Origin of the sequence: Enterobacter cloacae complex sp. 2015409 (genome assembly GCF_041365315.1) — a bacterium.
GTDB lineage: Bacteria > Pseudomonadota > Gammaproteobacteria > Enterobacterales > Enterobacteriaceae > Enterobacter > Enterobacter pseudoroggenkampii.
In genome coordinates this window covers 1,555,139-1,579,619 of record NZ_JBFTVM010000001.1, presented here as the reverse complement: position 1 = coordinate 1,579,619, position 24,481 = coordinate 1,555,139, and the positions used below count along the sequence as shown (strand labels likewise).

Sequence of the window (24,481 nt, the reverse complement as noted above, 5' to 3'; positions counted from 1 at the left end):
TATGTTTGCGCTCTGTGATGTGAATTCGTTCTACGCATCATGCGAGACGGTGTTTCGGCCCGATTTGAAAGGGCGACCGGTTGTCGTTCTCTCGAATAACGATGGCTGTGTAATTGCACGCAGCGCCGAGGCCAAGGCCGCTGGAATTACAATGGGAGAGCCTTTCTTCAAGCAAAAGGACTTATTTCGGCGCGCTGGGGTTGTTTGCTTCAGCAGCAACTACGAGCTGTACGCAGACATGTCGAACCGGGTAATGACGACGCTTGAGGAAATGAGCCCCCGCGTCGAAATTTACAGTATCGATGAAGCTTTTTGCGACCTGACTGGCGTTCGCAACTGCCGGGACCTGACTGACTTCGGGAAAGAGATCCGCGCTACGGTTCTAAAGCGTACGCACCTGACAGTTGGGGTCGGCATCGCGCAGACCAAAACCCTCGCTAAGCTCGCAAACCATGCCGCCAAAAAATGGCAGCGGCAAACGGGCGGGGTAGTGGACCTATCCAATCTTGATCGCCAGCGCCGACTGCTTGCTCTGGTTCCGGTGGAGGACGTCTGGGGCGTCGGCAGGCGCATCAGTAAGAAGCTGAACGCCATGGGCATCAAAACGGCTCTCGACCTCTCAGAGCAGAGTACGTGGATTATTCGAAAGCACTTCAATGTCGTCCTGGAGCGAACTGTCCGGGAACTGCGCGGCGAACCATGTCTGGATCTGGAGGAGTTTGCACCAGCTAAGCAGGAAATCGTCTGCAGCCGGTCATTCGGCGAACGCGTTACTGAGTATGAACAGATGCGCCAGGCTATTTGCAGCTATGCCGCCCGTGGTGCTGAAAAACTGCGGGGTGAACATCAGTACTGCCGCTTTATCTCTACGTTCGTGAAAACCTCTCCCTTTACGCTTAACGAGCCGTATTACGGTAACAGTGCGTCCATGAAGCTTCTCACCCCCACTCAGGATTCTCGCGACATCATCAACACCGCTGTAAAGTGTCTGAACAAAATTTGGAAGGATGGCCACCGGTACCAGAAGGCAGGGATCATGCTTGGGGATTTTTTCAGCCAAGGCGTGGCCCAGCTCAACCTGTTCGATGAGAACGCGCCGCGTGCTGGTAGCGAGAGGTTGATGGAAGTTCTGGATTATCTGAACGGGAAAGATGGAAAGGGAACGCTTTATTTTGCCGGGCAGGGCGTACAGCAGCAGTGGCAGATGAAACGGGATATGTTATCTCCACGGTATACTACGAGGTATTCAGACCTAATAAAAGTTAGATGATCCTTTAAACGGTATATTCATTCGAACCTAATTATCGGCAATTATCGGCTATGAGTATTAAGATTAATATGTCTACTACTATGCTTTTGTAATGTAAATAAGCCCCTGCAATTATACAGGGGCTTATGGGTATGATGCCGGGTGCCTCCCGGTGAGTCATTGAACTAACCACTCGTGACTCGCTGCTTCAGAAATTCAGGATGAGCCGCTGGATATACAAATCATCAGGTTAATTAGCCCTGCCGCTGAGGAGGATTCATCATTAAACCGAATGTAACAGCAATGCTTAGCAAATGATACAATATTTACTGATGTGCCTCATGATTTTCTTTCGCAGTTTTCACGGTCACGGAATTTTCAGATGGTGAAGGTTAAAATATCGATGTTCATTTTTTTACTTTAAGTCTTGAGACAAAGGTTAAGGTTTTATCTTCTGGGCAAATCATTAGAAAAATTGCTGTGGGAGATTTTTCTAAACGTGTAATTCCATGCAGCATCTGGTAGAGTCTTTTTTTTAGTTTTTCTGCTCCATCTTTTTCAGACTCCCACTCTAAAACTGCCTGACCCTCTGAACCAATGAATGCATGGGATGGAAGTTTGACACCTCGGTTTGACTTACTTGAATAGTTTCGGTCATGCAAGAGACCCAAGATAAGAGGGTTGATATTATTATCTGAGAATGGGGCTTCAAGAACTATTAATACTGTGTAATGCAGAATTTTCATGGAAGCCTTATGGTTGCCTCAGCAATAAAGTCATATTGCCATGGTGTTGGATGTACATGTCTTAATTATAAATGTTTGTGTGGGGGTAAAAAAAGCCTGCGTTAAGCAGGCTATAATAATTAAACGTAGTTATAATAATGATTTCATGAATGTCTGCGTTGAATCCCTAGCGTCAAAGATACTTCTGCGCCGCATCTAATATTTCCTGAGAGGTAAGCTCTCGATCTGATGCCACATGGACCACTTCATGGTCACCTGTTAAAGAGGGAAAACCTGCTGACATTATCTGAAGGTTTATCACTTCTCCATTAGGATATTCTTCGCGTATTGATGTCACACCTTTAAGCACAGTGATAACTTTACTTGGCTTACCATTAAAAAAAATGATTACTTTTTTCATATATCACCATGTATTTTGAGGGTTTCTAGCCCCTGCAGGTGGTCGAAAGAGTTCTGTTTGTTCATTTTTTTTGCCTCTTTCGAAATTAAAACAAGCATTATACTTTCTTAACGTGTACTGTAACGGTCCATTTGAACTGGAGAAGTCTATGTCTGCACGTAAAAACACTCAATTCCGCCGAAATTATTTAGTAAAATGTCCCTGTCCAAACTGCTCAAAAGATTCCGAACATAGTTACAATCGTGTACAAAAGGGGGCTCAGTTGGTGTGCCCATACTGCTGTGCTTTGTTCAAATCTTCCCAGCGCTTCTAAAAAAATTATTAAAAAATAAGAAGTGATGCTTTTGGAGGCTGCCTAACCTCTTACGCACTTTAGTATTTTATAAGCAGTTAGCTTCTGCTTTGAGACTGTTCATGCAGCAGTCCTGCATTTCATCACATCGGTCAGCAAACTTGATGGTAAGTAAATATGCTGGCCTGTTGTAATGATGTGAGTAACCGAACATCACCTTTCACTGATAAAGTCATGCTGGCTTAAGCAAACCATCTAAAAATTATCTATCGCAAAGTGTTACATTGGCAGCGATTGGACCTTTAGTTCCAGCTATGATAGCGAATTTGACTTTTTGTCCTTCAAAAAGAGTATTAAATGTTTCTCCCAGCAGGGAAGAAGTGTGAACAAGAACATCTTTACTTCCATCGAGTGGGGAGATAAAGCCAAACCCCTTATCTTCGTTAAACCACTTAACAAGACCTATGATTTTAGATGACATACAAACTCCGTTTGAACATTTCAAACTGACAAGCAAGCTCATGATAAGAAACGTATGCTGGTATATGTATGGACTCAAGAGGAGGGATATCAGAGATAACACCTAGTTATGAGAACGGCTTTTGGAAAAGTTAGATTCATCATCGCACCGAATCAGCCAAACCATTAAGGCACGTGTTGAATGATTAAGCAAATTTTATCTTAGCCTTCTAGAAGGCCGTTAAAATAGTGTTAGCTATTATTAACTGATCCTGTATAGTGAAATCTGGATTACCATTAGGAAAATATTTGTCTCGTAAAATGACAGGAATTGTCAAAAGTTTTGACTTCAAGAGCGGAAAGGGATTGATTATCCCATCAGATGGCAGAAAAGATGTTTTTTTGCATGTTTCTGCATTAAGTAATAGTGAAAGCCAAACGTTAAAGCCAGGTGTTCGTGTTGAATTTTATCGTATAAATGGACTTAGTGGTCCGATGGCTGCAAATATATTTCTTTCTTAAAGTAAGATAATATTGAGCCAAATATAAAGTGCGCATCAAAAGAACTGCTGATTATATATCTGTTTGTTCTATCAATTTTCTCCCCTGATTTTTTCCATTTCCAACATCACGGGCCACCGCATGCCAGATAAACTTGTCGGTTGGTACAGCGCCGTCGGCCGCTATCTCTTGAGCTTCTTTCCCTCCAACGTCCTGACGCATCCATTCCCTTGCTGCTACTGCTGACAAAACCAGTGGCCGGCGGTCATGAATATCCACCAGGCCTTTGTCAGCTGCAGATGTCACTATCAGGAAACCTTCCGATTCATCGCCGCGCTCGAACGGCGTGCTGCCGATTGCAGCCATGAAAATAGGCTGACCGTCTGCCCGGTGAATGAAGTAGGGCTGTTTCTTGTCGCCTTCTTTCTTCCATTCAAACCACCCATCGGCAAAGCAGATCGCCCTGCCATGTTCCCACAAAGGTTTAAACATTCGACTCGTGGCCGCAGTTTCGACGCGCGTGTTAATCAGTGGCGGCTTATCCCACCACCCGGGCGCATAGCCCCAGAATACCGGATCGAGGTGTAATTGCTCGTCGCGTTCGCTCAGCAGCAGGACTTTAGTACCTGGCGCCACGTTGTACCGGCCAATAGGTTCCGGGTCATAGGCAATGTCACGATCGGCTTCGTCGGCCAGGTAAGCCAGATATTCTTCACGTGTTTGTGCTTGTGCAAAACGTCCACACATAGAAACCTCCAGTTAGTCATACTGAAAGTATTATAGGGCAGGGAGAAAAAGTAGCGCGCTGGTTAAGTCTTACAAACGTATTCGGGGCGATTCTCCTGAAGAGAATGGAGTGCGTACAGCGGTGTGTTACGAAACTGGAAGGAGCTATGCAAAAGAGGGGGATTTTGGGGGCAAATTTGGGGGCATTTTGAAGGAAGGGACACCAAAAGGGGCACAAAAAAGACCGTGAATGTCCGTAGATGTCCGTTAAACGTTTCGGGCTAACTTATTGAAAAAATAATAAGTATATCCATTTCAATGAGTTGGGGTTTTTCTGCACACTAAAACTGCACAAACAGCTTTTTCATTGGATCTCACCGAAGAAACGCTTTGTGCAGAATATACATGAAACCCGCCGATATTTTCATGTCTGTGAAGCGCATTACATCGCGTGCGCACTTCTTTTTACCTTGGCGATGAGTGTTTCCGTTACGGCCAAGCCTTCCGCAATGTGCGTATCAATCACAACAGTTCCAAATTCATTAATTAAATCCAGAAGTATTTCGTAAAACTGGATGAGTTCAAGGAGATCAAAGAGCGCTTTCCGATCGGCGCGTGAGGGAGAGGCATGGCTAAGCGCTGCCTGGTTAACAATCCATTCAAGATTGGTTTTGATGGCTTCTACCTGACTGTAGCTATACATATTTCATGGGCTTAAATCCTCATATCAAGATTTTATGGGAGAGGTTTCGTGAGAACTTCACGGTGAGAAAGCGTTGTAGCCGGGTCAGTGCCAGCTGAAGAAAGGACAGTAGAAGGTTTAATTATGGGATAGTTCGCGTGCTTAGCAAGTTAATTGTTGCGCAAACGGATAAATAAAGGCGCGAAAGAGAGGGCATCACTGTGTAATGCCTTCATTTCGCGCATGTTATGCTAACCGGATAACGGAATCAGGTTTCCCAGGCGTGGGGGGCAAACAGGTAACCCTTATTACGCACGGTTTTAATGCGGTAGGGCTCGGTAGCGTTATCCTGCAGCTTTTTGCGCAGACGCGAAATCGCCACGTCAACGCTGCGGTCCATTCCGTCATAGCTCACGCCACGCAGGTTTTTCAGCAGCGCGTCGCGGTCCATGATTTGCCCGGCGTGCGTTGCCAGCTCCCACAGCAGGTCAAAATCTGCGGTGGAGAGGGCGATAAGCTCGCCAGAGAGCAGCACCTGGCGGTTAATGGGGTCAATAGACAGCGTACCGAAGCGCATCGCTTTGTGCGGCGTCAGAGACGCCGCGGGCGCTTCGCGTTCGATGCTGGCGTGCTGGCGCAAATGGAGGCGCAGACGTGCAAGCAGGACGGCAGGCGGTGTGGTTTTCAGAATGTAGTCATTGGCACCCATCTCCAGCGACAAGATATGGTTCATATCGCTGTCCAGTGAGGTGAGCAGGACGATAGGGCCCTCCCACCTGGCGCGCAGGTCACGGCAGAGCGTCATGCCATCTTTGCCTGGCAACATGATATCCAGCAGCACCAGATCGGGGTTTTCACGGACGACCACCTCTTCGGCACGATCGCCGCGAGGTTCAACAATGACGTCCATATCATGTTTACCCAGATAGGCGGCGATCAACTGCCCGACTTCGGGTTCGTCTTCAACATAAACAATCTTATTCATACAGCGTCTGTTTTCGTGAAAAAAGCCAACATACACCGCGGAACCTTAACCTTCCATTAATCTTTCAAAATTAACGCCGGTTCCGTAATTCTGGTTGTTATTCGTTTTCACTAGCGCAGCGGGCGGCCGCCGTCCACGGCAAAGGTTCTGCCGGTGACATAGCAGCTGGTGAGCAGGTAATCCACGAGGTCGATGACCTCTTTCTCGCCAGGAGCGATTTTCATAAGCGACTTATTCAGCGCCTGCTGGCGATACTCCGCATCATCGTTTTCGTTAAACAAAATCATCGCCGGGGCGATGGCGTTCACCTTCACCTCGGGCGCGAGCTTGCGGGCAAACGAGCGCGTCATATTATCCAGCGCGGCTTTGCTGGCCGCGTAGGCGATGTGCTTGTCACTTCCGCGCTCCACCACATAATCAGTGAAGTGAATGATGTCGCCCGCAGCATGCCCATGGCCGCGCAGCAGATCCTGCAGGGCGTGGTTGAGCAGATAAGGGGTATTAACGTGGATCTGCAACATGGCGGAGAGCGTTTCGCTGAGTGACGTACCGGGTTTTTCGGCACGCCATGCGCTGGCGTTATGGATCACGGCGCGCAGCCCCGTCGTGGTGGACCTCACCTCTTCCGCGAAAGCCAGAATGCCTTCATCGGTTGAAAAATCAGCCTGAATGCAGACCGCTCCGGCTTTGCGTAACCCTTCAATCGACGGGTATTCCGTACGGTAGCTGACAATGACAGGATGGCGAAGGTTGAGAAAGTGATGGGCAAGAGCGAGGCCGATACGGCGGCCTCCACCGGTAATCAGTATTGGGCGAAGCGGTGCATTTCCCATCGTATTCTCCTTTACAGTTCAACAATGGGAAAGGCGATGCTATCCCATTAACATCCAGGTTGCCGGCAGGGCAGCAACCAGTAGCAGTCCAATTAATGCCATCTCACGGCGTTTCAGCGCATTCTCCAGCTGATGCGTGCGGCGGGCGTAGATAAACACCAGCAGACCCGGTGCGTACAGCACTACCGACAGCAGCAGATGCATAGGTCCGGAAGCATACAACAACCACAGGCCGTAAATACAGGCTCCGACACCCACGACATAATGCGCCGGGCGTGTGGCAATTTTTAACAGATACGCACCCACTAAGAAATAGGGTACCAGAATCATCTCCGAGGCGATGGTCAGCAGCGTGTTATAGTCTGAACCTGTGAGCCAGATCAGCACCAGGCAGACCTGAACGCTGATGTTGGTCAGCCAGAGTGACGCCGACGGCGCGCTGTTTTTGTTTTGACGGGCGAACAGGCGTGGAAACGCCTTGTGCGTCGCGGCCAGGAACGGCACTTCAGCCGCCATGATGGTCCAGCTCAGGTAAGCGCCGCAGACGGAGACGATCAGTCCTGCGGCAATCACCACATCGCCCCAGGGACCGAGCATTTTCACCATCAGGCCTGCCATTGACGGGTTACGCATTTCCGCCAGCTCAGGACGCGCCACCACGCCCAGCGACAGCAGCGTCACCAGCAGATAGACCCCGAGCGCGGCCAGTACGGCCAGCAGCGTGGCGCGGCCCACATCGCGTTTATTCCGCGCACGGGCAGAAACCACGACCGCACCTTCCACACCGATGAACACCCACAGGGTAATCAGCATCGTGTTTTTCACCTGCTCCCAGACGGGAACGCCCAGCGCAACGCCGCTGAAATCGAGCTTGAATACGTCCATACGGAACGCAATAAAGGCCAGAACAATAAACAGGCCGAGCGGAACCAGTTTCGCCAGCGTCGCCACCAGATTGATGCTGGCGGCCGTTTGTACGCCGCGTAATACCAGCCAGTGGACGAACCACAGCAGCACCGAGGCGCCCACAATAGACTGCCAGGTATTCCCGTCGCCAAAGAGGCGCAGCTCTGGCGTATCGGTAAAGAAACTGAGCGCCGAGAAGACGATCACCAGATAGGAGACGTTGGCGATAACGGCACACAGCCAGTATCCCCATGCGGAACAGAAGCCAATCAGCTCGCCGAAACCTTCACGTGCATAGGTGAAAATGCCGCCGTCCAGATCCGGGCGAATGCGAGTGAGGAGCAGCATGGCGAAGGCCAGCAGCAGTATTCCGACACCCGTAATGCCCCAGCCAATAATGAGCGCGGAAGGGCTCGCGACGGCCGCCATATTTTGCGGCAAACTGAATACGCCTGCACCCAGCATTGAGCTTAAAACGAGTGCAGTCAGAGCACTCAGGCCAAGTTTCTTTTCCATTGGCTTCCTGTTATGAAAGGTCAAAATCCAGAATAATTATTTCGCTCAGGCGCATAAAAATGGTGGATCACACTAAGGCGCGGGATTTTACGGAGTGTAACGAAAGCATGCAATGACGTGTGGCAGAAATTCAAAAAAAGTAACAAAAAAGGCGGCATTGCGCCGCCTTTCTTAAACGATTTTGTTACTTGTACAGATCGGCGCTGATGGTCACGTTATTACCACGTTCCTGCCACTGGCGGGTGATGTGGTAGTACTTCGCCCCTTTCTTAGCCGCACGCTTCGCGACCTGGTAAGAGACTTCCGTCATGTTGCCGTAGTTGCCGGTAAACTTAATGCTGTCGAACGGCACCATCTGCGCTGCAGTGGCGTTGTTCAGCTCTTCAATTTTGGTACCGTCCGGCAGCGTAACGGAATAGCGGCCACCTTTCGTGGACTGCGTTTCGAAGAAACGGCCCACTTCAGCGCTTGGGGCAGCCGTCGTTGCTACGCCTGGAATTTCAACTTTCTTCGCTTCTTCGCCGCCTTTTGCTATTGCCGCGCGACCTGCTTCTGAATTCGCCGGGATGGCATCCGGGCTCTGCAGAACACGTTTTTTCGCATCTTTTTTATAGATGAACGCGGTAATACGCTGGTTGCCACCCTGGTTAGCATCGACCTGACGCACGATGAAGAACGAGTCGGCCCCTTTCTCTTTCGCGGCTTTGGTGATGGCATCGTTCACTTCAGGCTGGCTGCGATAGAAGCCCTGAACGGTGACGGTGTCGTAAGGTTCCAGCTCAATCGCCTGATCTTTCGGCAGTTCAACAACACCGTTGATCACGCGGTTTTTCGGTGCGTCAGCTTTTGGCGCATTGTCTTTGAACAGCGCAATGGTCACGCGCTGGTTACCGCTGTTGCCGTAATCGGACTGGTCAACGACATAAAACGAGGCAGCCCCGTTTTTATCAGCAGCTTTTGATGCCGCGGCGACGGCGTCGCCAATAGAATTATAACGACCCACAATGACCGTATGGTCAAAAGGTTTTAACGCTGCCGCTTGCTCCGGCGTTAACTCTGTTGCGGCATTCGCAGACAGGGCGGTCGCGGAAAGAAGTGCGGACGCCAGGAGTGTGTTCTTAAGCTTCATAAAAATGATCCTTCGCCTTGCGCAAACCATGTACTGGTATTGTTGTTAATTTGAGACGGTCCCGATTATTGCATTTAAAACCCGTCGCTGTCTGCGCCATTTTTCACTGCCCGTGCTTACTGAATCACCTTATTCGATAACATTTAGTGATATGTTGAAAAAACACGCGTTTGACAAGTAAAACTGATAAAGCATATGACTTTTACAAGTTAATTTAATGTTAACAAGTTGTTCTCTTATGGCGCTATATCATGTTTTTACCGCTTCGTTTGCGCGATTTATCGGTTCTGGCGATGAATTTAAGGTAAATATCACTGTCAGTGACGCCGATCGCTTATTTTTCACAGATAAAGTAAGAAATAGTGTTTTCTGGCGGTAGATCACGGGCGCTATTTTCAGTAGGTTATAGACAGTTTGTTACTGTTTTATTTTCCGGGGTTAATCATATCTCGTCGCTCGCGCGATGGCGAAAATTGATACAAACCGCGGGCATTTATCGATAAACCATCATCAAAAACCGATGGAAGGGAAAACTATGCGTATTGGGGTACCAAAAGAACGGTTAGCCAATGAAACCCGCGTAGCGGCAACACCGAAAACGGTGGAGCAACTGCTTAAACTGGGTTTTACGGTCGCGGTCGAAAGCGGCGCAGGCAAACTGGCGAGTTTCGATGACGAGGCCTTTATCCAGGCTGGCGCAGAAGTGGTCGACGGTGCTGACGTCTGGCAGTCGCCGGTAATTCTGAAGGTCAACGCACCGGAAGAGAGTGAAATTGCGCTGCTGAATCCGGGGACGACCCTGGTGAGCTTCATCTGGCCTGCGCAAAACCCGGAGCTGATGGAGAAGCTGGCGGCCCGTGGCGTGACCGTGATGGCGATGGACTCCGTGCCGCGCATTTCGCGCGCGCAGTCGCTGGATGCCTTAAGCTCCATGGCAAACATTGCCGGCTACCGCGCCATTGTTGAAGCGGCCCACGAATTTGGTCGCTTCTTTACCGGTCAAATCACCGCCGCGGGTAAAGTCCCTCCGGCGAAAGTGATGGTGATTGGTGCGGGCGTAGCGGGCCTTGCCGCCATCGGTGCGGCAAACAGCCTGGGCGCTATCGTACGCGCCTTTGACACCCGTCCTGAAGTAAAGGAACAGGTTCAGAGTATGGGGGCCGAATTCCTTGAACTGGACTTTAAGGAAGAGGCAGGCAGCGGCGACGGTTACGCGAAGGTGATGTCCGAAGCCTTTATCAAAGCCGAAATGGAACTCTTCGCCGCGCAGGCGAAAGATGTCGACATCATTGTCACCACCGCGCTTATCCCGGGCAAACCGGCGCCGAAGCTGATTACCCGTGAGATGGTTGACTCCATGAAATCGGGCAGCGTGATTGTCGACCTGGCCGCCCAAAACGGCGGTAACTGTGAATATACCGTACCGAATCAGGTGACCACGACCGCGAACGGCGTGAAGGTGATCGGCTATACCGATCTGCCGGGCCGTCTGCCAACGCAGTCTTCTCAGCTGTACGGCACGAACCTCGTCAACCTGCTGAAGCTGCTTTGCAAAGAGAAAGACGGCAACATCACCGTCGATTTTGACGATGTGGTGGTGCGCGGCGTCACCGTGGTCCGTGAAGGTGAAATTACCTGGCCTGCGCCGCCTATTCAGGTTTCTGCTCAGCCTCAGGCTGCAGCGAAAGCGGCGCCCGCGCCTAAAGAGCCCGCCAAACCGGCTTCTCCGTGGCGTAAATACGCGATCATGGCGCTGGTGATTATTCTGTTCGGCTGGCTGGCTGATGTCGCGCCGAAAGAGTTCCTCGGCCACTTTACCGTCTTCGCGCTCTCCTGCGTCGTAGGCTACTACGTGGTGTGGAACGTCTCCCATGCGCTGCACACGCCGCTGATGTCGGTAACTAACGCCATCTCCGGGATCATCGTAGTGGGGGCGTTACTGCAGATTGGTCACGGCGGCTGGATCAGCTTCCTGAGCTTTATCGCGGTGCTGATCGCCAGTATCAATATTTTCGGTGGTTTCACCGTGACTCAGCGCATGCTGAAAATGTTTCGTAAAGGCTAAGGGGTAGCATATGTCTGGAGGATTAGTGACAGCCGCATACATTGTTGCTGCAATCCTGTTTATTTTCAGTCTGGCGGGGCTTTCCAAACACGAAACGTCTCAGCAGGGGAATAACTTTGGTATCGCCGGGATGGCGATTGCGCTGATTGCCACCATCTTCGGGCCGGATACCGGCAACGTGGCGTGGATCCTGGTAGCGATGATCATCGGCGGCGCGATTGGTATTCGCCTCGCGAAACGCGTTGAAATGACCGAGATGCCGGAGCTGGTCGCTATTCTGCACAGCTTCGTGGGTCTGGCGGCGGTGCTGGTGGGCTTCAACAGCTACCTGTATCACGAACCGGGCCTGGAACCGATTCTGGTGAACATCCACCTGACGGAAGTGTTCCTCGGTATCTTCATCGGTGCGGTGACCTTCACCGGTTCTATTGTCGCGTTCGGCAAACTGCGCGGGAAGATCTCCTCTAAACCGCTGATGCTGCCAAACCGTCATAAGCTGAACCTGGCGGCGCTGGTCGTGTCGTTTGTACTGCTGGTGGTCTTCGTGCGTACCGAAAGCGTCGGTCTGCAGGTGCTGGCGTTGCTGGTGATGACCATCATCGCGCTGGCGTTCGGCTGGCACCTGGTGGCGTCCATCGGCGGTGCGGATATGCCGGTGGTTGTCTCGATGCTGAACTCCTACTCCGGTTGGGCGGCAGCGGCGGCAGGCTTTATGCTGAGCAACGACCTGCTGATCGTCACCGGTGCGCTGGTGGGTTCTTCCGGTGCGATCCTGTCTTACATCATGTGTAAGGCGATGAACCGTTCGTTCATCAGCGTTATCGCCGGTGGTTTCGGGACCGATGGGTCTTCTTCCAGTGCGGATGAAGAAGTGGGGGAACACCGTGAAATTTCTGCGGAAGATACTGCAGACATGCTGAAAAACTCGCATTCCGTGATCATCACTCCGGGCTACGGCATGGCGGTGGCGCAGGCGCAGTATCCGGTTGCGGAAATCACCGAGAAGCTGCGCGCGCGGGGTATTAAGGTTCGCTTTGGTATTCACCCGGTGGCAGGGCGTTTGCCTGGCCATATGAACGTGCTGCTGGCGGAAGCGAAAGTGCCTTACGACATCGTGCTGGAAATGGACGAGATCAACGATGATTTCGCCGACACCGACACCGTGCTGGTCATTGGCGCCAACGATACCGTTAACCCTGCTGCACAGGACGATCCTGGTAGCCCAATCGCCGGTATGCCGGTTCTGGAAGTGTGGAAGGCGCAGAACGTGATTGTGTTTAAACGCTCCATGAATACCGGCTATGCCGGGGTTCAGAACCCGCTGTTCTTCAAAGAGAACACCCACATGCTGTTTGGCGATGCCAAAGCCAGCGTGGATGCGATTCTGAAATCACTCTGACAGGGTAAAGCCCGGTGGTGCAAGCTTACCGGGCCTACCAAACCCGTAGGCCGGGTAAGGCGAAGCCGCCACCCGGCAAAAAAAAACCGCCGGTTCCCCGACGGTTTTTTTTCATCTTGCTGGTTAATCGTCTTCCGGATCGTCCAGCTCAACCGGCGTCTGGTACTCATCCGGCTTAATGACCAGCAGGTCGCAGCGCAGATGGTCGATTACCTGTTCGGCGGTATTGCCGAGGAAGGCGGCAGAAATACCGGTCCGGCCAATGGTGCCCAGCACCACAATCCCCGCCTGCAGGTGTTCCGCCAGGTCCGGGATCACCTCTTCAGGCAGTCCTTTTTCCACGTGGGTCATTTTCTCATCAATGCTGAATTTCTGGCGCAGCGCTTTCATGGCCAGCAGGTGCTGACCGCGGATCGCGTCGTTGTACACGCTCGGGTCAAATTCAGGCAGCTCAATGGCAATGTTAATCGGGGTGACCGGATAGGCGCCCACCAGATGCACTTCGGTATGATTCACCTGATCGGCAAGCTGGAGGGTCTCCTTCACCAGCTTCTCGTTCAGCGAATTGTGGTAATCCTCTTCGCTCGCGAGGTTTACCGCCACAACGGCTTTTCCGCCTTCAGGCCACGGCTGGTCTTTCACCATCCAGACCGGGCAAGGGCATTTACGCAGCAAGTGCCAGTCGGTCGGGGTGAAGATCACGGATTCCAGCTTGTCGTGCTGGTGCGCCATCTTCAGCAGCAGGTCGTGCCCACCGGCGACAATCTCTTGGATGATGGCTTCGAAAGGTCGGTTATGCCAGACCACTTTAATATCAATGGGCACACCCGCTTCCAGGTAATACTTCGCCTGTTCACGGATCCACGCGGTACGCTGGCTGATGACGCCCTGACGCATAGCGGTGCGCTCGTCAGGCGACAGAAGGGTGGTCATCTCATACGAGAAGTCATAGATCGGCAAAAACGCTTTGATTTTGCCACCAATCCGTTGATGTAAATACACAGCACGTCGTAATGCCGGCTGATCGTCCTGATTCGGATCGATAGCTACCAGCATGTTTTGATACTTGGCCATACAGGTCTCCTTACTACTGTCACCACAGTCTGTAATTAAAAGAGTAACCTATATATCCTGAATGAAACAGAGGGGAGGTTTTGCCAGATCAATAATTCATGAAAATTTATTACTTAATGTTGTTGCATGCTGATTTCAAAGTATTTTCTTTGATTTCAAATCGCCTTGGGGGCGTAACGGGGGCATGTTAGCCAGAATTCTCTTGTTTATGATGGCAACCTGGTCCTTGTCCATATCACCGATCCACTTCGCGTAAACCTCATAAACCATCCTTGAATCCTCATGGCCCATCTGAGTTGCAATAAAGGAAGGGTTTGCCCCAGCAGAAAGCGACCAGCATGCGTAGGTGTGTCTGGACTGGTACGGATGCCGGTTACGAACGCCCGCACGACGTAAGCCATTCTTCCATCCATAGGATATAGAATTTTTCGAATAGTAGCCGACCTTTCTTGTCGATCGACTCGATGGAACGAATACTGGTCTGATAACCTGCATTTCAGTTTTACCATGCTCACGATGGTGATAGACGATCTCGTGCTGCGGCAGATGGCCTGTACTTTCGTACTGTATTTTCAGTGCATCCAGAGCTGGCTGGAGCAGGGTAATTGTCCTGATCCCTGCATCCGTTTTAGGCGGTACGAATAAGCCTTTCCGGGTTAGGTTCCGAGAGACATGAATCTCTCCATTTAACAGGTCAACATCTTCCCATGCGAGAGCGCAGAGTTCACCGTGCCTTAGACCGGTATGAATAGCCACAATCCATAAAAGCGAGTGCTGTTTAGACAGGTTAGCGATGAATGCTTGGTATTCGTCAAATGTAAGAGGATCAGGAGTTCGTTTCGATACCTTTAAAGTAGATATGCCTTCGTATGGGGTATGAGATATGAACTGGCTGCGGTGAGCTATTCTGAGCATCTCTTTTAGAACGCTCATTAGAGTATTTACGCGTGCTGGTGAGCGGCCCTGCTTCTTAAAATTCGGTAAACCGGGATTCACCACCTCACCAAACAACAGCTCGCGACGATATGAAAGTATGTCGGCGTTCTGTATGTCAGTTAAGGCTGTCATGTCGCCAACAACGCGCCTGAGTGTGTTTACCGTTGATCGGATCGTGAGCATGGTGGCATGAGATACCTCCAGAGCCTTTGAGTCAGTAAAGAGCTCGCATAATTCAGCAAAAGTGTTTATTCGCTTCGTGGTACCGAATTTGCTTAAAGCCTTTGATTCAGGAAAGCGAGCTGCGTAATCGAAATTACCCATCTGAATTTCACTGACTATCATTGCCCTCAGATTGCCAGCTTTCTTAATATTGCTGTTGTTCACCAGCCAGCCGCGAAGAACCTCGCGGCATCTCACGCCACGATAGTAAAACGTGATGCGGATTTTTCCGTTATGTAGCTCTACGCCGGTAGGGAGATTCATCAGATATCCTGCACTAACTGGTTTATTTTAGGTAGGTTGTACCAGAGCAATCCTTTGGAATTGTCGGTTTGCCCCTGGGCTGTAAGATGCTTGAAATGAACACCTTCAACCCACAGCTTCAGTCGGTAATTTTTGATTTGGCCTTCTGTGAGACCGGTTCTTTCGGTGAGTCTGGCTTCAACAACCCACTCTTCATTGAAAATGACCTGTGCCATAGATGACTCCTGGCAACCGGCGTGAGTATACCCACGTCTGTTGCGTCGTGTTGATTATTCGAAATCAGGTAAAAAGAGGCCCCGACGAAGCGGGGCATGCACATTTTTAGAAAATTAGTTGGGTAAATCCAATATCTGCCGATATGTTAGGAGTTATATTTTAGGGAACGACATCCATGAAAAGAAAGCATTTGCTGCTGTTTGTGCTTTTAGCATTGGCCCAATGTAGTCATGCTCAAGAACAATACAATTTTGAAGATGTAAAACCTGCAGTTATTGAATTCTTCAAGCGCGGGGCAGGGAATCCTGATGGCTGCGATGTGTTCAAACAACAACTAGCCAAAAATCCTGAAGATGAGCAAGCAAGGAAAATGATGATTGGTTTTTGTGACAGTGACTTAGATACATCTAAGCCAGTAACTTTCACAGAAATGTCATCGCATAGCTCTGAAGGGCATCCATATGTTTGCGGCATCATATCTGGCCAGACACAACTAGGCCGAAAAATAGGCGCGCGTTTTATTGCTGCCGAACCATATCATTTAGTGCTGGGCTTCAAGTATTCACGACGACCGATAGCTTACGCAACGGATGATGGTTTTTTGGTCGATGAGTTTCGTTCTCAGCTGAAAGCCTTCAACGAGCTATATGCAAAAGCATGTAAATGAATTAAATCCCCCTCTGCTTATTCCTCAATTCGATAACACTCTGGCACTCAGCGCACGTCTGACAGCCGGGAACGGCAGCGCGACGCGGCGCCGGGATATCCTCGCCGCATTCAGCGCAATGCTCAGCTGACACGGCATTACGGTCGATGCGGTGAGCGGAAAGGGCAGCGTTACGCTGAAGCTCTTCAATCTCTGCTGCGGTATCGATGATGTCGGCCATTGTCAATGCTCCCGGAACTGTCGGTTAATACGGTTGAAGGTGAACGCCAGCAATAAAAAAGGCCGCGATAGCGACCTGGTTATTAGTGCCTTGATACTGGCGTTGTCTGTTTCTGGCGTCATGCGGCCTCCCTGCGGGCGAGAAGTTTCGCTCCGAAAGCCATAAGCTCGTCCCGGTCCACAGTTGCGAAGTGGCAGTGTGTACGCGGGTACGGTCGCCAGATGATAAGCATCGAACCTTTGTTATTTCCCGATACTGGCTTGCCGGTGACCGGGTTGATAAATGCCAGCCGCCCGGCGGTGATGAGGCGAACCTCGCTGGCGGTCTGGATAGCCTCCTTAAACCAGCCAACCGAAGTGTCTGCTGGTACCAGCATCACCGTGCCGATCTGATTGGCGCTCTCGGCTGCAGCCTTTTTAACGAACGGTGTGATATCGCTGTATGGCGGGTTCAGCCAGACGTAGCCGGGAATGCTCAGGTAATCAGCCCAGGGCGTTTCCAGCGTGTTCTGCTCGGCAGTGATGAACTTCCGGCACAGCGCGTTATGCGGCGCTGCTGCGGCATCCAGCTGGAAGCAGAACTCAGCATCAAGGGAAGCGAACAGCGCTGGTGGAGTGCGCCATAGGTCGCGCTGATCCGCTGGCGTGTTGCTGCCGGTGTAATCAGTCATGCCGCCTCCCGTCTGCGTGCCAGCAACGGACCGTCGTTTCCTGCGTTAAAGCTTTCAACCATCGCGCGGCAACACGCCGGACAGCAGCTATAAGTCCTTTGCGGCTCTCCGTCGAATTTCCAGTAAGAGGAACGCATAGACGCGGAGAACGTGCCGCAGATATCGCAATGAAAGGCTCCCGTTTCCAGAACCCTCATTAGCTGAGGCTCGGAGAGTTCGAACTTTCTGGCGATAACCGCATGCTCAAGGCCGGCATCAAGCAGGGCTTCAATCAGCTGCAGATCGTCGATGGTTAATTTCCCGCAGCGGTAAAGACCCATGCTGCTGGCTTTCATCTGGATAGATGCTTTGGTGCGCTGTAACGTTGCGCACAGTTCATCCATATCCATGTACAGATAAGTTTTGGACAAAAAAATGGCCTGAGATTCAGGCCAGGGCATTGAGTGCATCTGCATTGTCATAACTATTCCTCAAGGCTTTTCGCCAGGATAACTTTGACGAGCCGCTCAGCAGCCGATTTCTGCGCCGGAACGGAGGCAATGATCGTTGGACGGTCTTTTTCGGCATTCACACAGACGCCACCCCATCGCGAAATCAGGAAGAAGTCTTCCATCTCAGAGGAGCCCGCACTGCTCGCCAGTTCCTCAATCATCTGGACGATATCTACGATTGAGTGGTCAGCCATCAGCCGCTGAACGGCATAGCCGAAGGCGTTAATCATCACTGCGTGGAACTGAATGTAGTCGCGCTTGTAGTCTGCCTGGCTGGTTCCGTGGCGAATCGCCTCGATCTGCGTCAGGGCCAACCAGGCCTCCCAGATAGATTCGATGTCGCCCATTTCCAGCGGCTTACTGCCCGCGTTGGCAAACTTGGCCGTCGCGTCGCTAAGCGCCTTGAAGCTCACCCACAGCTTACTTTTCGCCGGAACGACGTTGTGCTCGAAGTCTGTCACCTCTGCGAAGGTGTCGTGCTGAGACAGGAACGTCACCATCCCCTGGGCAACATCATTACGCCCGTCATAGGCCATGTTGATCGCAGCGGAAGGTTTCGAGACGTTGTTATTGATATCGGAGAAGAACTGCTGGCGCGCCTTCAGCGGCAGGTTATGCGTCAGCATCAGCGGGATGCTGATTGGCTCTCCGTAAGTCCGGCAGAACTCAGCTAACCCGGCGGCGCGGTGCTGGCCGTCGAACAGCTTGATCACTGCATCCATAGGGAAGCGTGCGACGCCCACATTCGTATTGCCGAACTCTTCAAACTCAATATCCGCGTCGCAGTTGCCTACCAGCGGCGGGATGATGAAGGGCTCTTTATTTTGGTATGCATTGACGAGGTACTGGTAGAACTTCTTCACCCGAGCCTGATTGATTTCTCGTTGCGATCGCTCGAGTGTGCTGCCGTGATTATCAGACGCAAGAATGCGTGTAAGCGCCCGGGCAGGGGCTGTGATCATGTAAGTCACCGTGCCACCCTGCGTGCCGCGCGACGCCGGAAACTCGAAGAAATAATCGCCTACTTTGCTCATGCCGCCTCCTGCCTTTCCCGATATTCCTCAGCTAGCCGCTGCGCCTTTAATGGATTGCTGACCACTTCACCCCATGGCATTAGCCAGCCGTTACCAATGAAGGGGAGGCACACTGTGCCAACCCTGATGTAGTCGTGAGCGTGAGTCATAGGATGGACTCCATTTCGTCGATGTAGAGGCCCTGAGCAATCAGGCGGCGACGGCGGGCGGCCCGCGCTATGCATTCCTGCCGTCTGCCTTCCTGCGATTGCTCTATGGCGCGCCGGGTGAACAGCCGCGATTTACCCTGTGGTGTTACAACCTTCGGCTTCGTGACGAGGTCGAATGTCCTGTCGCAGATACCGTCTTCGTTGAGCCATTTCTCCGACTCAACTATCTGCGCTATCTGTCCGGTGCCGCGGGTAATGCCGTTGGCTACCCGGTTGAACTCAATGAGCGATACGCCAAACTTCTCAGCGATTTCGCTGCCGGTTACCGGGCGGCCGCGCGTCTGAATCATCCAGATAACGCGCTCACGGAGGCCAGAGAATTGCCCGGTTCGCCCGGGCCGGCGATAGAAGGGTGTGCGTTTCATTTCCACTGTTCCCCGAACGTGAAGCCGATTTCCGCCAGCGCCTCGTCCATCTTCTCGATGAAATCCGGCACCATTTCGTTGAAATCGGACATGTACTGAGGATCCCGCTCAACGACGACGTGGTGAATGCCTTCGCGTTTCATGCGCGGGTCGTAGTTGGCAAAGAACCAGGCGTCTTTTCCGGTCACCCACATGCTGTACTGCACCTGGGCCATGTACGCAGACTTGATGGCTTCGAAACCGCCAAGGCGGAATTTCATGAAGTCGCGGGAGGTGAACGGGCATTTCAATTCGAGGCCGAAATCGTTACTACAAAGGCCGTCAGGGGAGCACGCAGTGCGCATGCTCTCGTCACGGAACAAGATCGGAGACTCCGTGACTTTCACATCAGTTGTGAACTCGAAAAGGGTGCGGGCGTCTTCCTCGTACTGCTTACCCCAGGCCAGCGCCTTAGCGTTAACCTCTGGCGCCACGCCTGTGCATACCTCGGCGAGCAGCGTGTGGAGGTAGGACATTTTCATATCTGTCCACTTCTTCCCCGATCTTGGCTTGGATATGACGTTGTGTACTTCTGAGGCAGTAATGACACCGAGGCGCAGCCGGTGCCACGCCTCATCGCCCTGTTGGATAGTGGTTACGTCAATGCCGGTCCGAGCTTGGATAATTTCCGGTGTCATAGTTTTACCCTGTATACGTTCTGCTTATTTGAACGGGTGCCATCGTGAAACCATATTGCGCACCTGGTGACTTCTATCCATTTACGCCGCTCAAGCTCGGCGATGAACCATGAAACGCGAGACCTTGAAATGCCTAAAATCTTTGCCATGTCGCGAATGCTGTGCTTTCCGCTTCGCAACAGTGAAAGCAGGGATGGTGTCATGCTGCCGCCTTAGCTTTTTTCTGAAGGAAGTTGAACCCTTTCTGTGCCTCTTCTTCAGTGAGGTCTGACGCCTCAAGAATTGGCCGTTTGAAGATGTCGCTGCACACCGGGAGGAAGTCTTGCTCCCAGTCTTTATTCAGCGATGTTAAGAGATCGGTTATCGCCTGCAGCGTTTCTTCGCTTGCTGCTGGTGGAAGCGCTTCAGTGGTGCTGCGCGGCGTGACGTCACGGATATCTACGTCCAGTGATTTGCCCTCCATTTCTTCGGCGGTAGGCTGCTGTCCAATCTCAGGCCATGCCTTACGCAACGCCTGGGCTTCTGCGCATTTCGCCAGCTGGCCGTAAGGGCGCTTTTTCCACATCGCGTTCGGCGCCGTAGTGTCGCGGCCGCCGGTGGCGTAGTTTTCAATCCAGTATTCTTTAGCGCTGAACTCGACGATCTCGCCGCTGGGCATGCGCTTGTAGACGGTGTATTTGCACCACTGAGGGAAGGTCACCTCGACACCAGTAAGCGTCTGAGTTACATCGGGGCCGAACTCAGGCTCCCGGGCCCCGGCATAATCGCCAGAACGGTCTGCCTGAATGCGGTAAAGCCCGATGCCCGGCATGACCACGTCGCGCCAGTCACCTTTACCTGTTTTCGAGTCTTTGACGTACATCGGAACGAGGTGGACTGGTTTGAGCAACGGATCCAGCTGGCGGGCTCGGCAGTAGTCAAGCGCCATCATTACCGATTCGTCTTTGGCGCCAGGATAGATGCTGTTCTTCAGCGCGCTCCAGGTGGAGACGTCGACGCCTATCTCCTGAAGCGACGTCGCTGTGATTGTTAATTCTTTTGCCATCGTTAATCCCCTCAAAAATTAAAACGGGCAGCCGGTACGGTGTTCCCAGTCGTATTCCGCCTGGGCGTAAGCAACTGCCGAAATGAAATCGTTGTAGGCCTTGCCAGCGTCATCGCTGCGCAGTCCTTCATATGGGCTGGAGTCAATCGGGACTGAGAAGTGGAAGAGGCCGGACGGCTCTTTCGGCATCATGTCGATGATTTCCCGAGCCCGGTCGCCGATCCACTTCTCTTTCTCGTCGGTGAGCTGCTGCTCAGCCCAGCGCCGATCTTCGATGCGGTCGTAAGTGAGGTATGCGTTCATGGTTGCCTCAGTAATGAATTTTCGCGCAGGGGATCAGGTCATCTTTCAGTGCGGTGAGCACTTCGATAGCCTGTTCGCGGGTTAAGCTGGTGTGGCTGGTGAGTGCGTTGACGATGCTGGTGCCGACGGCTTTTCGGTGCTTCACGTCAGCTTCACGTTTTGCCTGCTCATCGGCGATTCGCTTCTCTTCGGCAAGGCGCTTCTCTTCTGCCTGCTTTGCTTTCTGGCGCTCGGCTTCGACTGCCTCGGCTTTTTCGCGTTCTGCCCGGGCTTCTGCTTCCTGCTTCTCGCGTGCCGCACGCTGTTCCGCTTCGATGCGCTGGCGTTCAGCCAGTTCTGCACGTGCTTTCTCTTCAGCTTCACGGCGCGCCGCGGCTTCAATCTCCGCTTTGTGCTTCGCTTCGGCATCGCGGCGGGCTTGCTCTGCCGCTTCCTGCTTGATGCGCTCTTCGTGCTCGCGTTGAGCCTGTTCCGCCAGGCGGCGCTGCTCTTCGCGGTCACGGTCGAAATCCTTGTTCATCAGCAGAGCCATTTCGTGGTCTGCTTCGATCTGCGCGGCACGCTGGAGGTCAAACTCTTCGTTCATCTCCAGCGCTTCGGCGTGCAGCGCGTTCATGGCTTCTTCAGCCTTAATGCGTTCCTGCTCGGCTTCCCATTCGGTGAGTGGACGGCGGGTCGCATCGCGTAGCTCGTCGCAGGCATCAACGAATCGCTTAATCTCGGCCTCAGCCGGACGCACAGCCTCTTTCAGTCGCTTCAGGTATTCACGGCCCGGCTTTTCGATTGCCGTCTTACTGCGGGACACCTGCGCCGCCAGAGATGCGACACGATCACGGCCTTTCTTCGTGGACAGGTCAGGCACTTCGTTTACTGCCTTGCGAATTTGCTCGAGGTAAGCATCAAGGCCGCCCGCTACGTAAAGCACTGGTGCCTGCTCCGGCTTGATTTCGATGACAGTTAAGTCCGTAACTTCGCTCATGGTTTCTCCTGAAATTTGGATGTGCAGATCCCGCCCGCGTAATGCCAGGCCGATCGGTTGAATAGTGTGGTTACTGTTGCGCGATGGATTTCGCCGGGAACTCGCCGTTGCGGAGGATGCTTTCTACCGGCCAGCACTCAGCTGACACTTTCTGCTCTGTAGCTGCTTGGCTGCATTCCTGCGGGCTGTCGTAAACACCGAGAATAACGTCCTGATAATCACCGTTGGTCATTGCCACGGTCAGGACGAGTGCGAATAAAGTTTCCATCAGTGAAGAGTCCTCCCGATGGCGACGGCGTAAAGGCGCTTTGCTTCTTCCCACGCCGGAGCATTGCGATGGAGTACCGCGAACGACGCGAGCCGTTGGGCCTCTCTGATCTGCTGCTGGTTTACCATGATTTCCTCTTGGCCTTATCGCGGCGAACGGAACGGTTAATACAAGACTTCTGCGCATTTATTCAGTGTTTCAATGGGCGGTGGATGGCCGCCGGTTTTCATAACTAAGCCGCCTCGGTGAAGTGACTGAGGTATGAAAGTCGTTTGATTACGCACCATTGCCGCTCTCCCTGAGCCCGCCGGGCGTCCGACGCATGGTTTACTGTCGCGCCGTTCGACTGACCGAATCTCCACTTCGCCGCTGGTTAACTTCGCTCAGCTGTCGATGTTTCGTTTCGATGAGTTGATAATAGCGATGAGTATTGTTTATAGCAATACGTATTGATATTAAATAATAGCAATTGCTATTAATGCGTTGATAGCTAAAGGAATTTATTTTGATATTTTTTCGAGTGAATGAGATTCGGATCGTGTTTTAAGTGGGATGGGGATTGCTGTGATGGGAGGGCTAGCTGCAGGCAATAAAAAACCCAGCGCTAAGGCTGGGTTCTTCTGAACTGAGAAATTTAGCGGGTTACCATAACTGTATTGTTCTGTCCTGCTTTTACTGACGCAGGTGACATCAGCGCGCCGCCTTCAGTCACCAACCCGTAAGTGGATGGACGCATCCAGGTAACGGTGGTTTGAACGTAATATTCGCCAGGGGCAATGTTATCGAACTCAAACTTACCCTGGGCATCAGCAATGGTGACTTTCTCATACTTCGCAGCGCGCATATCTTCTTTGTCGCAGCGGGTCAGCCCCATGCAGGTGGTGAACTGGAAATCGGTATAAGAGGTTTTTGGCATCAGGATCACCTGGCTGCCGGCCGCTACTTTTACGTCTCCGCCCATTGTCTTGAGGAATGCCTGACCAGTCAGTTTCTCTGATCCATCAAGCTTCAACTTGTCATACTCGGCCTGTGGGAACGGCGGGAGGTTTACTGGTTTAGGAATGGACATGCACCCAGAGAGAAGCGCAACTGCTGTCGCTGCAATAACCAACTTTTTCATGATAATCCTTGCTGTGAAAAGCCGTTAGGCAAAAATTTTAACCGTGTTTTCTGTATGTTTGAGGCATGCTGCCAATCACTTTACCGAACACCAGTATCCTGTTCATTTCTTCTTTTTCAATCGGATCCCATGGACGGTAAGTCTGGTTATCTGAAATGACCAGAAGCTTATCTTTCATCTTTTGGAGGCGTTTAACGTGCGAGGTGTCGTCGTAGATGAAGGCGTAAATCCCATCGCCATCAAAGTGCTGGACGCTGATGTCGACGAATAGTAAGTCGCCTGGCTCGATGGTCCCGGACATGCTGTCACCGCGAACATTGATGATTCTGATCTGCTCCGCCTTCCTGCCGTTGAACATCCGGCGGGCATCTTCGACTGAATATTCCACGGATCGTAGCACTTCTACAAACTCGCTGTTGATGGCTCCTGGTCCAGCGCTTACGTAAAAGTCTAGCGCTACAATGCGGAAAGTGTCAGTAGGTCCCGGCTCGGTTTTTGGCTGAGAAATTGCGGGCATTTGACCATCGTCACGCATCGGGCCAACTCCGGTTGAAAGCCACTCAGAGCGAACGCCAAGCGCGTTGGCAATCTCAACGATTTTAGTTGAGCCGCGGGCATTGCCACTGGTCAGCCGCCAGATGGTGGGCTGAGCAACGCCAGACGCCTTAGCCAGGGCGCCCTGAGACATGCCTGATAGTTCCATCGCCTGATTCAGGCGTTCTGCAAGAGTTTCTTTTTTCATGAGTTTAAATTTATACGCTTGCGTATTGATGGTCAAAACACGTTTAGCTATTGCCTAAACCAATACGCATTGCTATTATCAATTCACACCA

Annotated in this window: 32 protein-coding genes; 6 read left to right on the top strand and 26 right to left on the bottom strand. The window is 51.9% G+C overall.

Features of this window, described 5'->3' with window-relative positions:
- Window position 1 precedes the first annotated feature (1 nt).
- Complete coding sequence (locus ACDO57_RS07615) at window positions 2-1,270, top strand: Y-family DNA polymerase (protein WP_370883800.1); 1,269 nt, start codon at window positions 2-4, stop codon at window positions 1,268-1,270.
- A gap of 386 nt (window positions 1,271-1,656) precedes the next feature.
- Here ACDO57_RS07615 and ACDO57_RS07610 read toward each other — a convergent pair whose 3' ends face one another.
- Entirely contained in the window at window positions 1,657-1,995 is a 339-nt protein-coding gene (locus tag ACDO57_RS07610; protein WP_126327659.1) for a hypothetical protein, read from the bottom strand.
- A gap of 172 nt (window positions 1,996-2,167) precedes the next feature.
- Window positions 2,168-2,395, bottom strand: coding sequence for a phage protein (locus tag ACDO57_RS07605; protein WP_047652164.1), 228 nt, complete (start codon window positions 2,393-2,395; stop codon window positions 2,168-2,170).
- Window positions 2,396-2,543: 148 nt separating this feature from the next.
- Here ACDO57_RS07605 and ACDO57_RS07600 point away from each other — a divergent pair, with 148 nt between their 5' ends.
- Complete coding sequence (locus tag ACDO57_RS07600; protein ID WP_213729873.1) at window positions 2,544-2,708, top strand: YnfU family zinc-binding protein; 165 nt, start codon at window positions 2,544-2,546, stop codon at window positions 2,706-2,708.
- A 241-nt stretch (window positions 2,709-2,949) separates the two neighbouring features.
- Here the strand turns inward: ACDO57_RS07600 and ACDO57_RS07595 are convergent, their stop codons facing one another.
- On the bottom strand, window positions 2,950-3,168 hold the full coding sequence (locus tag ACDO57_RS07595) for a cold shock domain-containing protein (RefSeq protein ID WP_042719078.1): 219 nt from the start codon (window positions 3,166-3,168) through the stop codon (window positions 2,950-2,952).
- Window positions 3,169-3,455: 287 nt separating this feature from the next.
- Here ACDO57_RS07595 and cspF point away from each other — a divergent pair, with 287 nt between their 5' ends.
- Window positions 3,456-3,668 carry a cold shock-like protein CspF gene (gene cspF, locus ACDO57_RS07590; RefSeq protein WP_072058474.1) on the top strand — a complete coding sequence of 71 codons (213 nt, stop codon included), beginning with the start codon at window positions 3,456-3,458 and terminating at the stop codon, window positions 3,666-3,668.
- A gap of 51 nt (window positions 3,669-3,719) precedes the next feature.
- Here cspF and ACDO57_RS07585 read toward each other — a convergent pair whose 3' ends face one another.
- The 6 genes from ACDO57_RS07585 to ydgH all read right to left on the bottom strand — a co-directional run bounded on the left by ACDO57_RS07585 (window position 3,720) and on the right by ydgH (window position 9,424).
- Window positions 3,720-4,394, bottom strand: a complete 675-nt coding sequence (locus ACDO57_RS07585; RefSeq protein ID WP_148769636.1) for an SOS response-associated peptidase — start codon at window positions 4,392-4,394, stop codon at window positions 3,720-3,722.
- Between the two features lie 421 nt (window positions 4,395-4,815).
- Window positions 4,816-5,076 carry a hypothetical protein gene (locus tag ACDO57_RS07580; protein ID WP_090417218.1) on the bottom strand — a complete coding sequence of 87 codons (261 nt, stop codon included), beginning with the start codon at window positions 5,074-5,076 and terminating at the stop codon, window positions 4,816-4,818.
- 247 nt (window positions 5,077-5,323) lie between these two features.
- Entirely contained in the window at window positions 5,324-6,040 is a 717-nt protein-coding gene (gene rstA / locus ACDO57_RS07575) for a two-component system response regulator RstA (RefSeq protein WP_024909333.1), read from the bottom strand.
- 110 nt (window positions 6,041-6,150) lie between these two features.
- Window positions 6,151-6,873, bottom strand: a complete 723-nt coding sequence (gene folM, locus ACDO57_RS07570; RefSeq protein WP_370883799.1) for a dihydromonapterin reductase — start codon at window positions 6,871-6,873, stop codon at window positions 6,151-6,153.
- A 39-nt stretch (window positions 6,874-6,912) separates the two neighbouring features.
- Window positions 6,913-8,295 carry an amino acid permease gene (locus ACDO57_RS07565; RefSeq protein WP_023335474.1) on the bottom strand — a complete coding sequence of 461 codons (1,383 nt, stop codon included), beginning with the start codon at window positions 8,293-8,295 and terminating at the stop codon, window positions 6,913-6,915.
- 184 nt (window positions 8,296-8,479) lie between these two features.
- Complete coding sequence (gene ydgH, locus ACDO57_RS07560) at window positions 8,480-9,424, bottom strand: DUF1471 family protein YdgH (protein ID WP_370883798.1); 945 nt, start codon at window positions 9,422-9,424, stop codon at window positions 8,480-8,482.
- A gap of 535 nt (window positions 9,425-9,959) precedes the next feature.
- Here ydgH and pntA point away from each other — a divergent pair.
- Entirely contained in the window at window positions 9,960-11,489 is a 1,530-nt protein-coding gene (gene pntA, locus ACDO57_RS07555) for a Re/Si-specific NAD(P)(+) transhydrogenase subunit alpha (protein ID WP_024909330.1), read from the top strand.
- 10 nt (window positions 11,490-11,499) lie between these two features.
- Complete coding sequence (gene pntB / locus ACDO57_RS07550) at window positions 11,500-12,888, top strand: Re/Si-specific NAD(P)(+) transhydrogenase subunit beta (protein WP_024909329.1); 1,389 nt, start codon at window positions 11,500-11,502, stop codon at window positions 12,886-12,888.
- Between the two features lie 123 nt (window positions 12,889-13,011).
- Here pntB and uspE read toward each other — a convergent pair whose 3' ends face one another.
- The 3 genes from uspE to xisR form a co-directional block, all read right to left on the bottom strand.
- Window positions 13,012-13,962 (bottom strand): universal stress protein UspE, encoded by a 951-nt coding sequence (uspE, locus tag ACDO57_RS07545; RefSeq protein ID WP_024909171.1) that lies wholly within the window; start codon window positions 13,960-13,962, stop codon window positions 13,012-13,014.
- A gap of 135 nt (window positions 13,963-14,097) precedes the next feature.
- A complete protein-coding gene (locus ACDO57_RS07540) occupies window positions 14,098-15,384 on the bottom strand; it encodes an Arm DNA-binding domain-containing protein (RefSeq protein WP_213729871.1) in 1,287 nt (428 codons plus the stop codon).
- Window positions 15,384-15,599: an excisionase family protein gene (gene xisR / locus ACDO57_RS07535; protein ID WP_045406214.1), complete on the bottom strand. Its 216-nt coding sequence runs from the start codon at window positions 15,597-15,599 to the stop codon at window positions 15,384-15,386. The genes ACDO57_RS07540 and xisR overlap by 1 nt, the downstream gene beginning before the upstream one ends.
- A 176-nt stretch (window positions 15,600-15,775) precedes the next feature.
- Here xisR and ACDO57_RS07530 point away from each other — a divergent pair, with 176 nt between their 5' ends.
- Window positions 15,776-16,267, top strand: a complete 492-nt coding sequence (locus tag ACDO57_RS07530) for a hypothetical protein (RefSeq protein WP_370883797.1) — start codon at window positions 15,776-15,778, stop codon at window positions 16,265-16,267.
- Between the two features lies 1 nt (window position 16,268).
- Here ACDO57_RS07530 and ACDO57_RS07525 read toward each other — a convergent pair whose 3' ends face one another.
- From ACDO57_RS07525 to ACDO57_RS07460, 14 genes are all read right to left on the bottom strand, one after another.
- Window positions 16,269-16,487: a TraR/DksA C4-type zinc finger protein gene (locus ACDO57_RS07525; protein ID WP_213729867.1), complete on the bottom strand. Its 219-nt coding sequence runs from the start codon at window positions 16,485-16,487 to the stop codon at window positions 16,269-16,271.
- 118 nt (window positions 16,488-16,605) lie between these two features.
- Window positions 16,606-17,157, bottom strand: a complete 552-nt coding sequence (locus ACDO57_RS07520) for a phage N-6-adenine-methyltransferase (protein WP_370883796.1) — start codon at window positions 17,155-17,157, stop codon at window positions 16,606-16,608.
- Window positions 17,154-17,618 carry a hypothetical protein gene (locus ACDO57_RS07515; RefSeq protein ID WP_370883795.1) on the bottom strand — a complete coding sequence of 155 codons (465 nt, stop codon included), beginning with the start codon at window positions 17,616-17,618 and terminating at the stop codon, window positions 17,154-17,156. Before ACDO57_RS07515 ends, ACDO57_RS07520 begins: the two co-directional genes overlap by 4 nt.
- A gap of 2 nt (window positions 17,619-17,620) precedes the next feature.
- The gene (locus ACDO57_RS07510) at window positions 17,621-18,682 is read right to left on the bottom strand and encodes a DGQHR domain-containing protein (RefSeq protein WP_370883794.1); all 1,062 of its coding nucleotides are present in this window, start codon (window positions 18,680-18,682) and stop codon (window positions 17,621-17,623) included.
- On the bottom strand, window positions 18,679-18,831 hold the full coding sequence (locus tag ACDO57_RS07505; protein ID WP_370883793.1) for a DUF1317 family protein: 153 nt from the start codon (window positions 18,829-18,831) through the stop codon (window positions 18,679-18,681). Before ACDO57_RS07505 ends, ACDO57_RS07510 begins: the two co-directional genes overlap by 4 nt.
- Window positions 18,828-19,256: a regulator gene (locus ACDO57_RS07500; RefSeq protein ID WP_370883792.1), complete on the bottom strand. Its 429-nt coding sequence runs from the start codon at window positions 19,254-19,256 to the stop codon at window positions 18,828-18,830. Before ACDO57_RS07500 ends, ACDO57_RS07505 begins: the two co-directional genes overlap by 4 nt.
- The gene (locus tag ACDO57_RS07495; protein ID WP_370883791.1) at window positions 19,253-19,933 is read right to left on the bottom strand and encodes a lambda exonuclease family protein; all 681 of its coding nucleotides are present in this window, start codon (window positions 19,931-19,933) and stop codon (window positions 19,253-19,255) included. The genes ACDO57_RS07500 and ACDO57_RS07495 overlap by 4 nt, the downstream gene beginning before the upstream one ends.
- Window positions 19,930-20,136 carry a winged helix-turn-helix transcriptional regulator gene (locus ACDO57_RS07490; protein ID WP_024189106.1) on the bottom strand — a complete coding sequence of 69 codons (207 nt, stop codon included), beginning with the start codon at window positions 20,134-20,136 and terminating at the stop codon, window positions 19,930-19,932. Before ACDO57_RS07490 ends, ACDO57_RS07495 begins: the two co-directional genes overlap by 4 nt.
- The gene (bet, locus tag ACDO57_RS07485) at window positions 20,133-20,978 is read right to left on the bottom strand and encodes a phage recombination protein Bet (RefSeq protein WP_370883790.1); all 846 of its coding nucleotides are present in this window, start codon (window positions 20,976-20,978) and stop codon (window positions 20,133-20,135) included. The genes ACDO57_RS07490 and bet overlap by 4 nt, the downstream gene beginning before the upstream one ends.
- Window positions 20,979-20,996: 18 nt before the next feature.
- Entirely contained in the window at window positions 20,997-21,281 is a 285-nt protein-coding gene (gamL, locus tag ACDO57_RS07480; RefSeq protein ID WP_370883789.1) for a host nuclease inhibitor GamL, read from the bottom strand.
- 7 nt (window positions 21,282-21,288) lie between these two features.
- On the bottom strand, window positions 21,289-22,260 hold the full coding sequence (locus tag ACDO57_RS07475) for a hypothetical protein (protein ID WP_370883788.1): 972 nt from the start codon (window positions 22,258-22,260) through the stop codon (window positions 21,289-21,291).
- Window positions 22,261-22,330: 70 nt separating this feature from the next.
- On the bottom strand, window positions 22,331-22,528 hold the full coding sequence (locus ACDO57_RS07470) for a DUF1482 family protein (RefSeq protein ID WP_063863283.1): 198 nt from the start codon (window positions 22,526-22,528) through the stop codon (window positions 22,331-22,333).
- Between the two features lie 634 nt (window positions 22,529-23,162).
- Entirely contained in the window at window positions 23,163-23,648 is a 486-nt protein-coding gene (locus ACDO57_RS07465) for a lipoprotein (RefSeq protein ID WP_149603850.1), read from the bottom strand.
- Window positions 23,649-23,685: 37 nt separating this feature from the next.
- The gene (locus tag ACDO57_RS07460; RefSeq protein ID WP_032645000.1) at window positions 23,686-24,390 is read right to left on the bottom strand and encodes a helix-turn-helix transcriptional regulator; all 705 of its coding nucleotides are present in this window, start codon (window positions 24,388-24,390) and stop codon (window positions 23,686-23,688) included.
- Window positions 24,391-24,481 lie beyond the last annotated feature (91 nt).

Coding starts and splice junctions, on each gene's coding strand:
- ACDO57_RS07580 (WP_090417218.1), bottom strand. CDS start 5,076: ATGTATAGCTACAGTCAGGTAGAAGCCATCAAAACCAATCTTGAATGG.
- ACDO57_RS07565 (WP_023335474.1), bottom strand. CDS start 8,295: ATGGAAAAGAAACTTGGCCTGAGTGCTCTGACTGCACTCGTTTTAAGC.
- ydgH (WP_370883798.1), bottom strand. CDS start 9,424: ATGAAGCTTAAGAACACACTCCTGGCGTCCGCACTTCTTTCCGCGACC.
- uspE (WP_024909171.1), bottom strand. CDS start 13,962: ATGGCCAAGTATCAAAACATGCTGGTAGCTATCGATCCGAATCAGGAC.
- ACDO57_RS07595 (WP_042719078.1), bottom strand. CDS start 3,168: ATGTCATCTAAAATCATAGGTCTTGTTAAGTGGTTTAACGAAGATAAG.
- ACDO57_RS07540 (WP_213729871.1), bottom strand. CDS start 15,384: ATGAATCTCCCTACCGGCGTAGAGCTACATAACGGAAAAATCCGCATC.
- ACDO57_RS07495 (WP_370883791.1), bottom strand. CDS start 19,933: ATGACACCGGAAATTATCCAAGCTCGGACCGGCATTGACGTAACCACT.
- pntA (WP_024909330.1), top strand. CDS start 9,960: ATGCGTATTGGGGTACCAAAAGAACGGTTAGCCAATGAAACCCGCGTA.
- ACDO57_RS07505 (WP_370883793.1), bottom strand. CDS start 18,831: ATGACTCACGCTCACGACTACATCAGGGTTGGCACAGTGTGCCTCCCC.
- ACDO57_RS07460 (WP_032645000.1), bottom strand. CDS start 24,390: ATGAAAAAAGAAACTCTTGCAGAACGCCTGAATCAGGCGATGGAACTA.
- ACDO57_RS07515 (WP_370883795.1), bottom strand. CDS start 17,618: ATGACAATGCAGATGCACTCAATGCCCTGGCCTGAATCTCAGGCCATT.
- ACDO57_RS07520 (WP_370883796.1), bottom strand. CDS start 17,157: ATGACTGATTACACCGGCAGCAACACGCCAGCGGATCAGCGCGACCTA.
- ACDO57_RS07525 (WP_213729867.1), bottom strand. CDS start 16,487: ATGGCCGACATCATCGATACCGCAGCAGAGATTGAAGAGCTTCAGCGT.
- ACDO57_RS07615 (WP_370883800.1), top strand. CDS start 2: ATGTTTGCGCTCTGTGATGTGAATTCGTTCTACGCATCATGCGAGACG.
- bet (WP_370883790.1), bottom strand. CDS start 20,978: ATGGCAAAAGAATTAACAATCACAGCGACGTCGCTTCAGGAGATAGGC.
- pntB (WP_024909329.1), top strand. CDS start 11,500: ATGTCTGGAGGATTAGTGACAGCCGCATACATTGTTGCTGCAATCCTG.
- ACDO57_RS07490 (WP_024189106.1), bottom strand. CDS start 20,136: ATGACACCATCCCTGCTTTCACTGTTGCGAAGCGGAAAGCACAGCATT.
- ACDO57_RS07465 (WP_149603850.1), bottom strand. CDS start 23,648: ATGAAAAAGTTGGTTATTGCAGCGACAGCAGTTGCGCTTCTCTCTGGG.
- ACDO57_RS07600 (WP_213729873.1), top strand. CDS start 2,544: ATGTCTGCACGTAAAAACACTCAATTCCGCCGAAATTATTTAGTAAAA.
- ACDO57_RS07605 (WP_047652164.1), bottom strand. CDS start 2,395: ATGAAAAAAGTAATCATTTTTTTTAATGGTAAGCCAAGTAAAGTTATC.
- folM (WP_370883799.1), bottom strand. CDS start 6,873: ATGGGAAATGCACCGCTTCGCCCAATACTGATTACCGGTGGAGGCCGC.
- xisR (WP_045406214.1), bottom strand. CDS start 15,599: ATGGCACAGGTCATTTTCAATGAAGAGTGGGTTGTTGAAGCCAGACTC.
- ACDO57_RS07585 (WP_148769636.1), bottom strand. CDS start 4,394: ATGTGTGGACGTTTTGCACAAGCACAAACACGTGAAGAATATCTGGCT.
- ACDO57_RS07470 (WP_063863283.1), bottom strand. CDS start 22,528: ATGGAAACTTTATTCGCACTCGTCCTGACCGTGGCAATGACCAACGGT.
- ACDO57_RS07610 (WP_126327659.1), bottom strand. CDS start 1,995: ATGAAAATTCTGCATTACACAGTATTAATAGTTCTTGAAGCCCCATTC.
- ACDO57_RS07500 (WP_370883792.1), bottom strand. CDS start 19,256: ATGAAACGCACACCCTTCTATCGCCGGCCCGGGCGAACCGGGCAATTC.
- ACDO57_RS07510 (WP_370883794.1), bottom strand. CDS start 18,682: ATGAGCAAAGTAGGCGATTATTTCTTCGAGTTTCCGGCGTCGCGCGGC.
- rstA (WP_024909333.1), bottom strand. CDS start 6,040: ATGAATAAGATTGTTTATGTTGAAGACGAACCCGAAGTCGGGCAGTTG.
- ACDO57_RS07475 (WP_370883788.1), bottom strand. CDS start 22,260: ATGAGCGAAGTTACGGACTTAACTGTCATCGAAATCAAGCCGGAGCAG.
- ACDO57_RS07530 (WP_370883797.1), top strand. CDS start 15,776: ATGAAAAGAAAGCATTTGCTGCTGTTTGTGCTTTTAGCATTGGCCCAA.
- gamL (WP_370883789.1), bottom strand. CDS start 21,281: ATGAACGCATACCTCACTTACGACCGCATCGAAGATCGGCGCTGGGCT.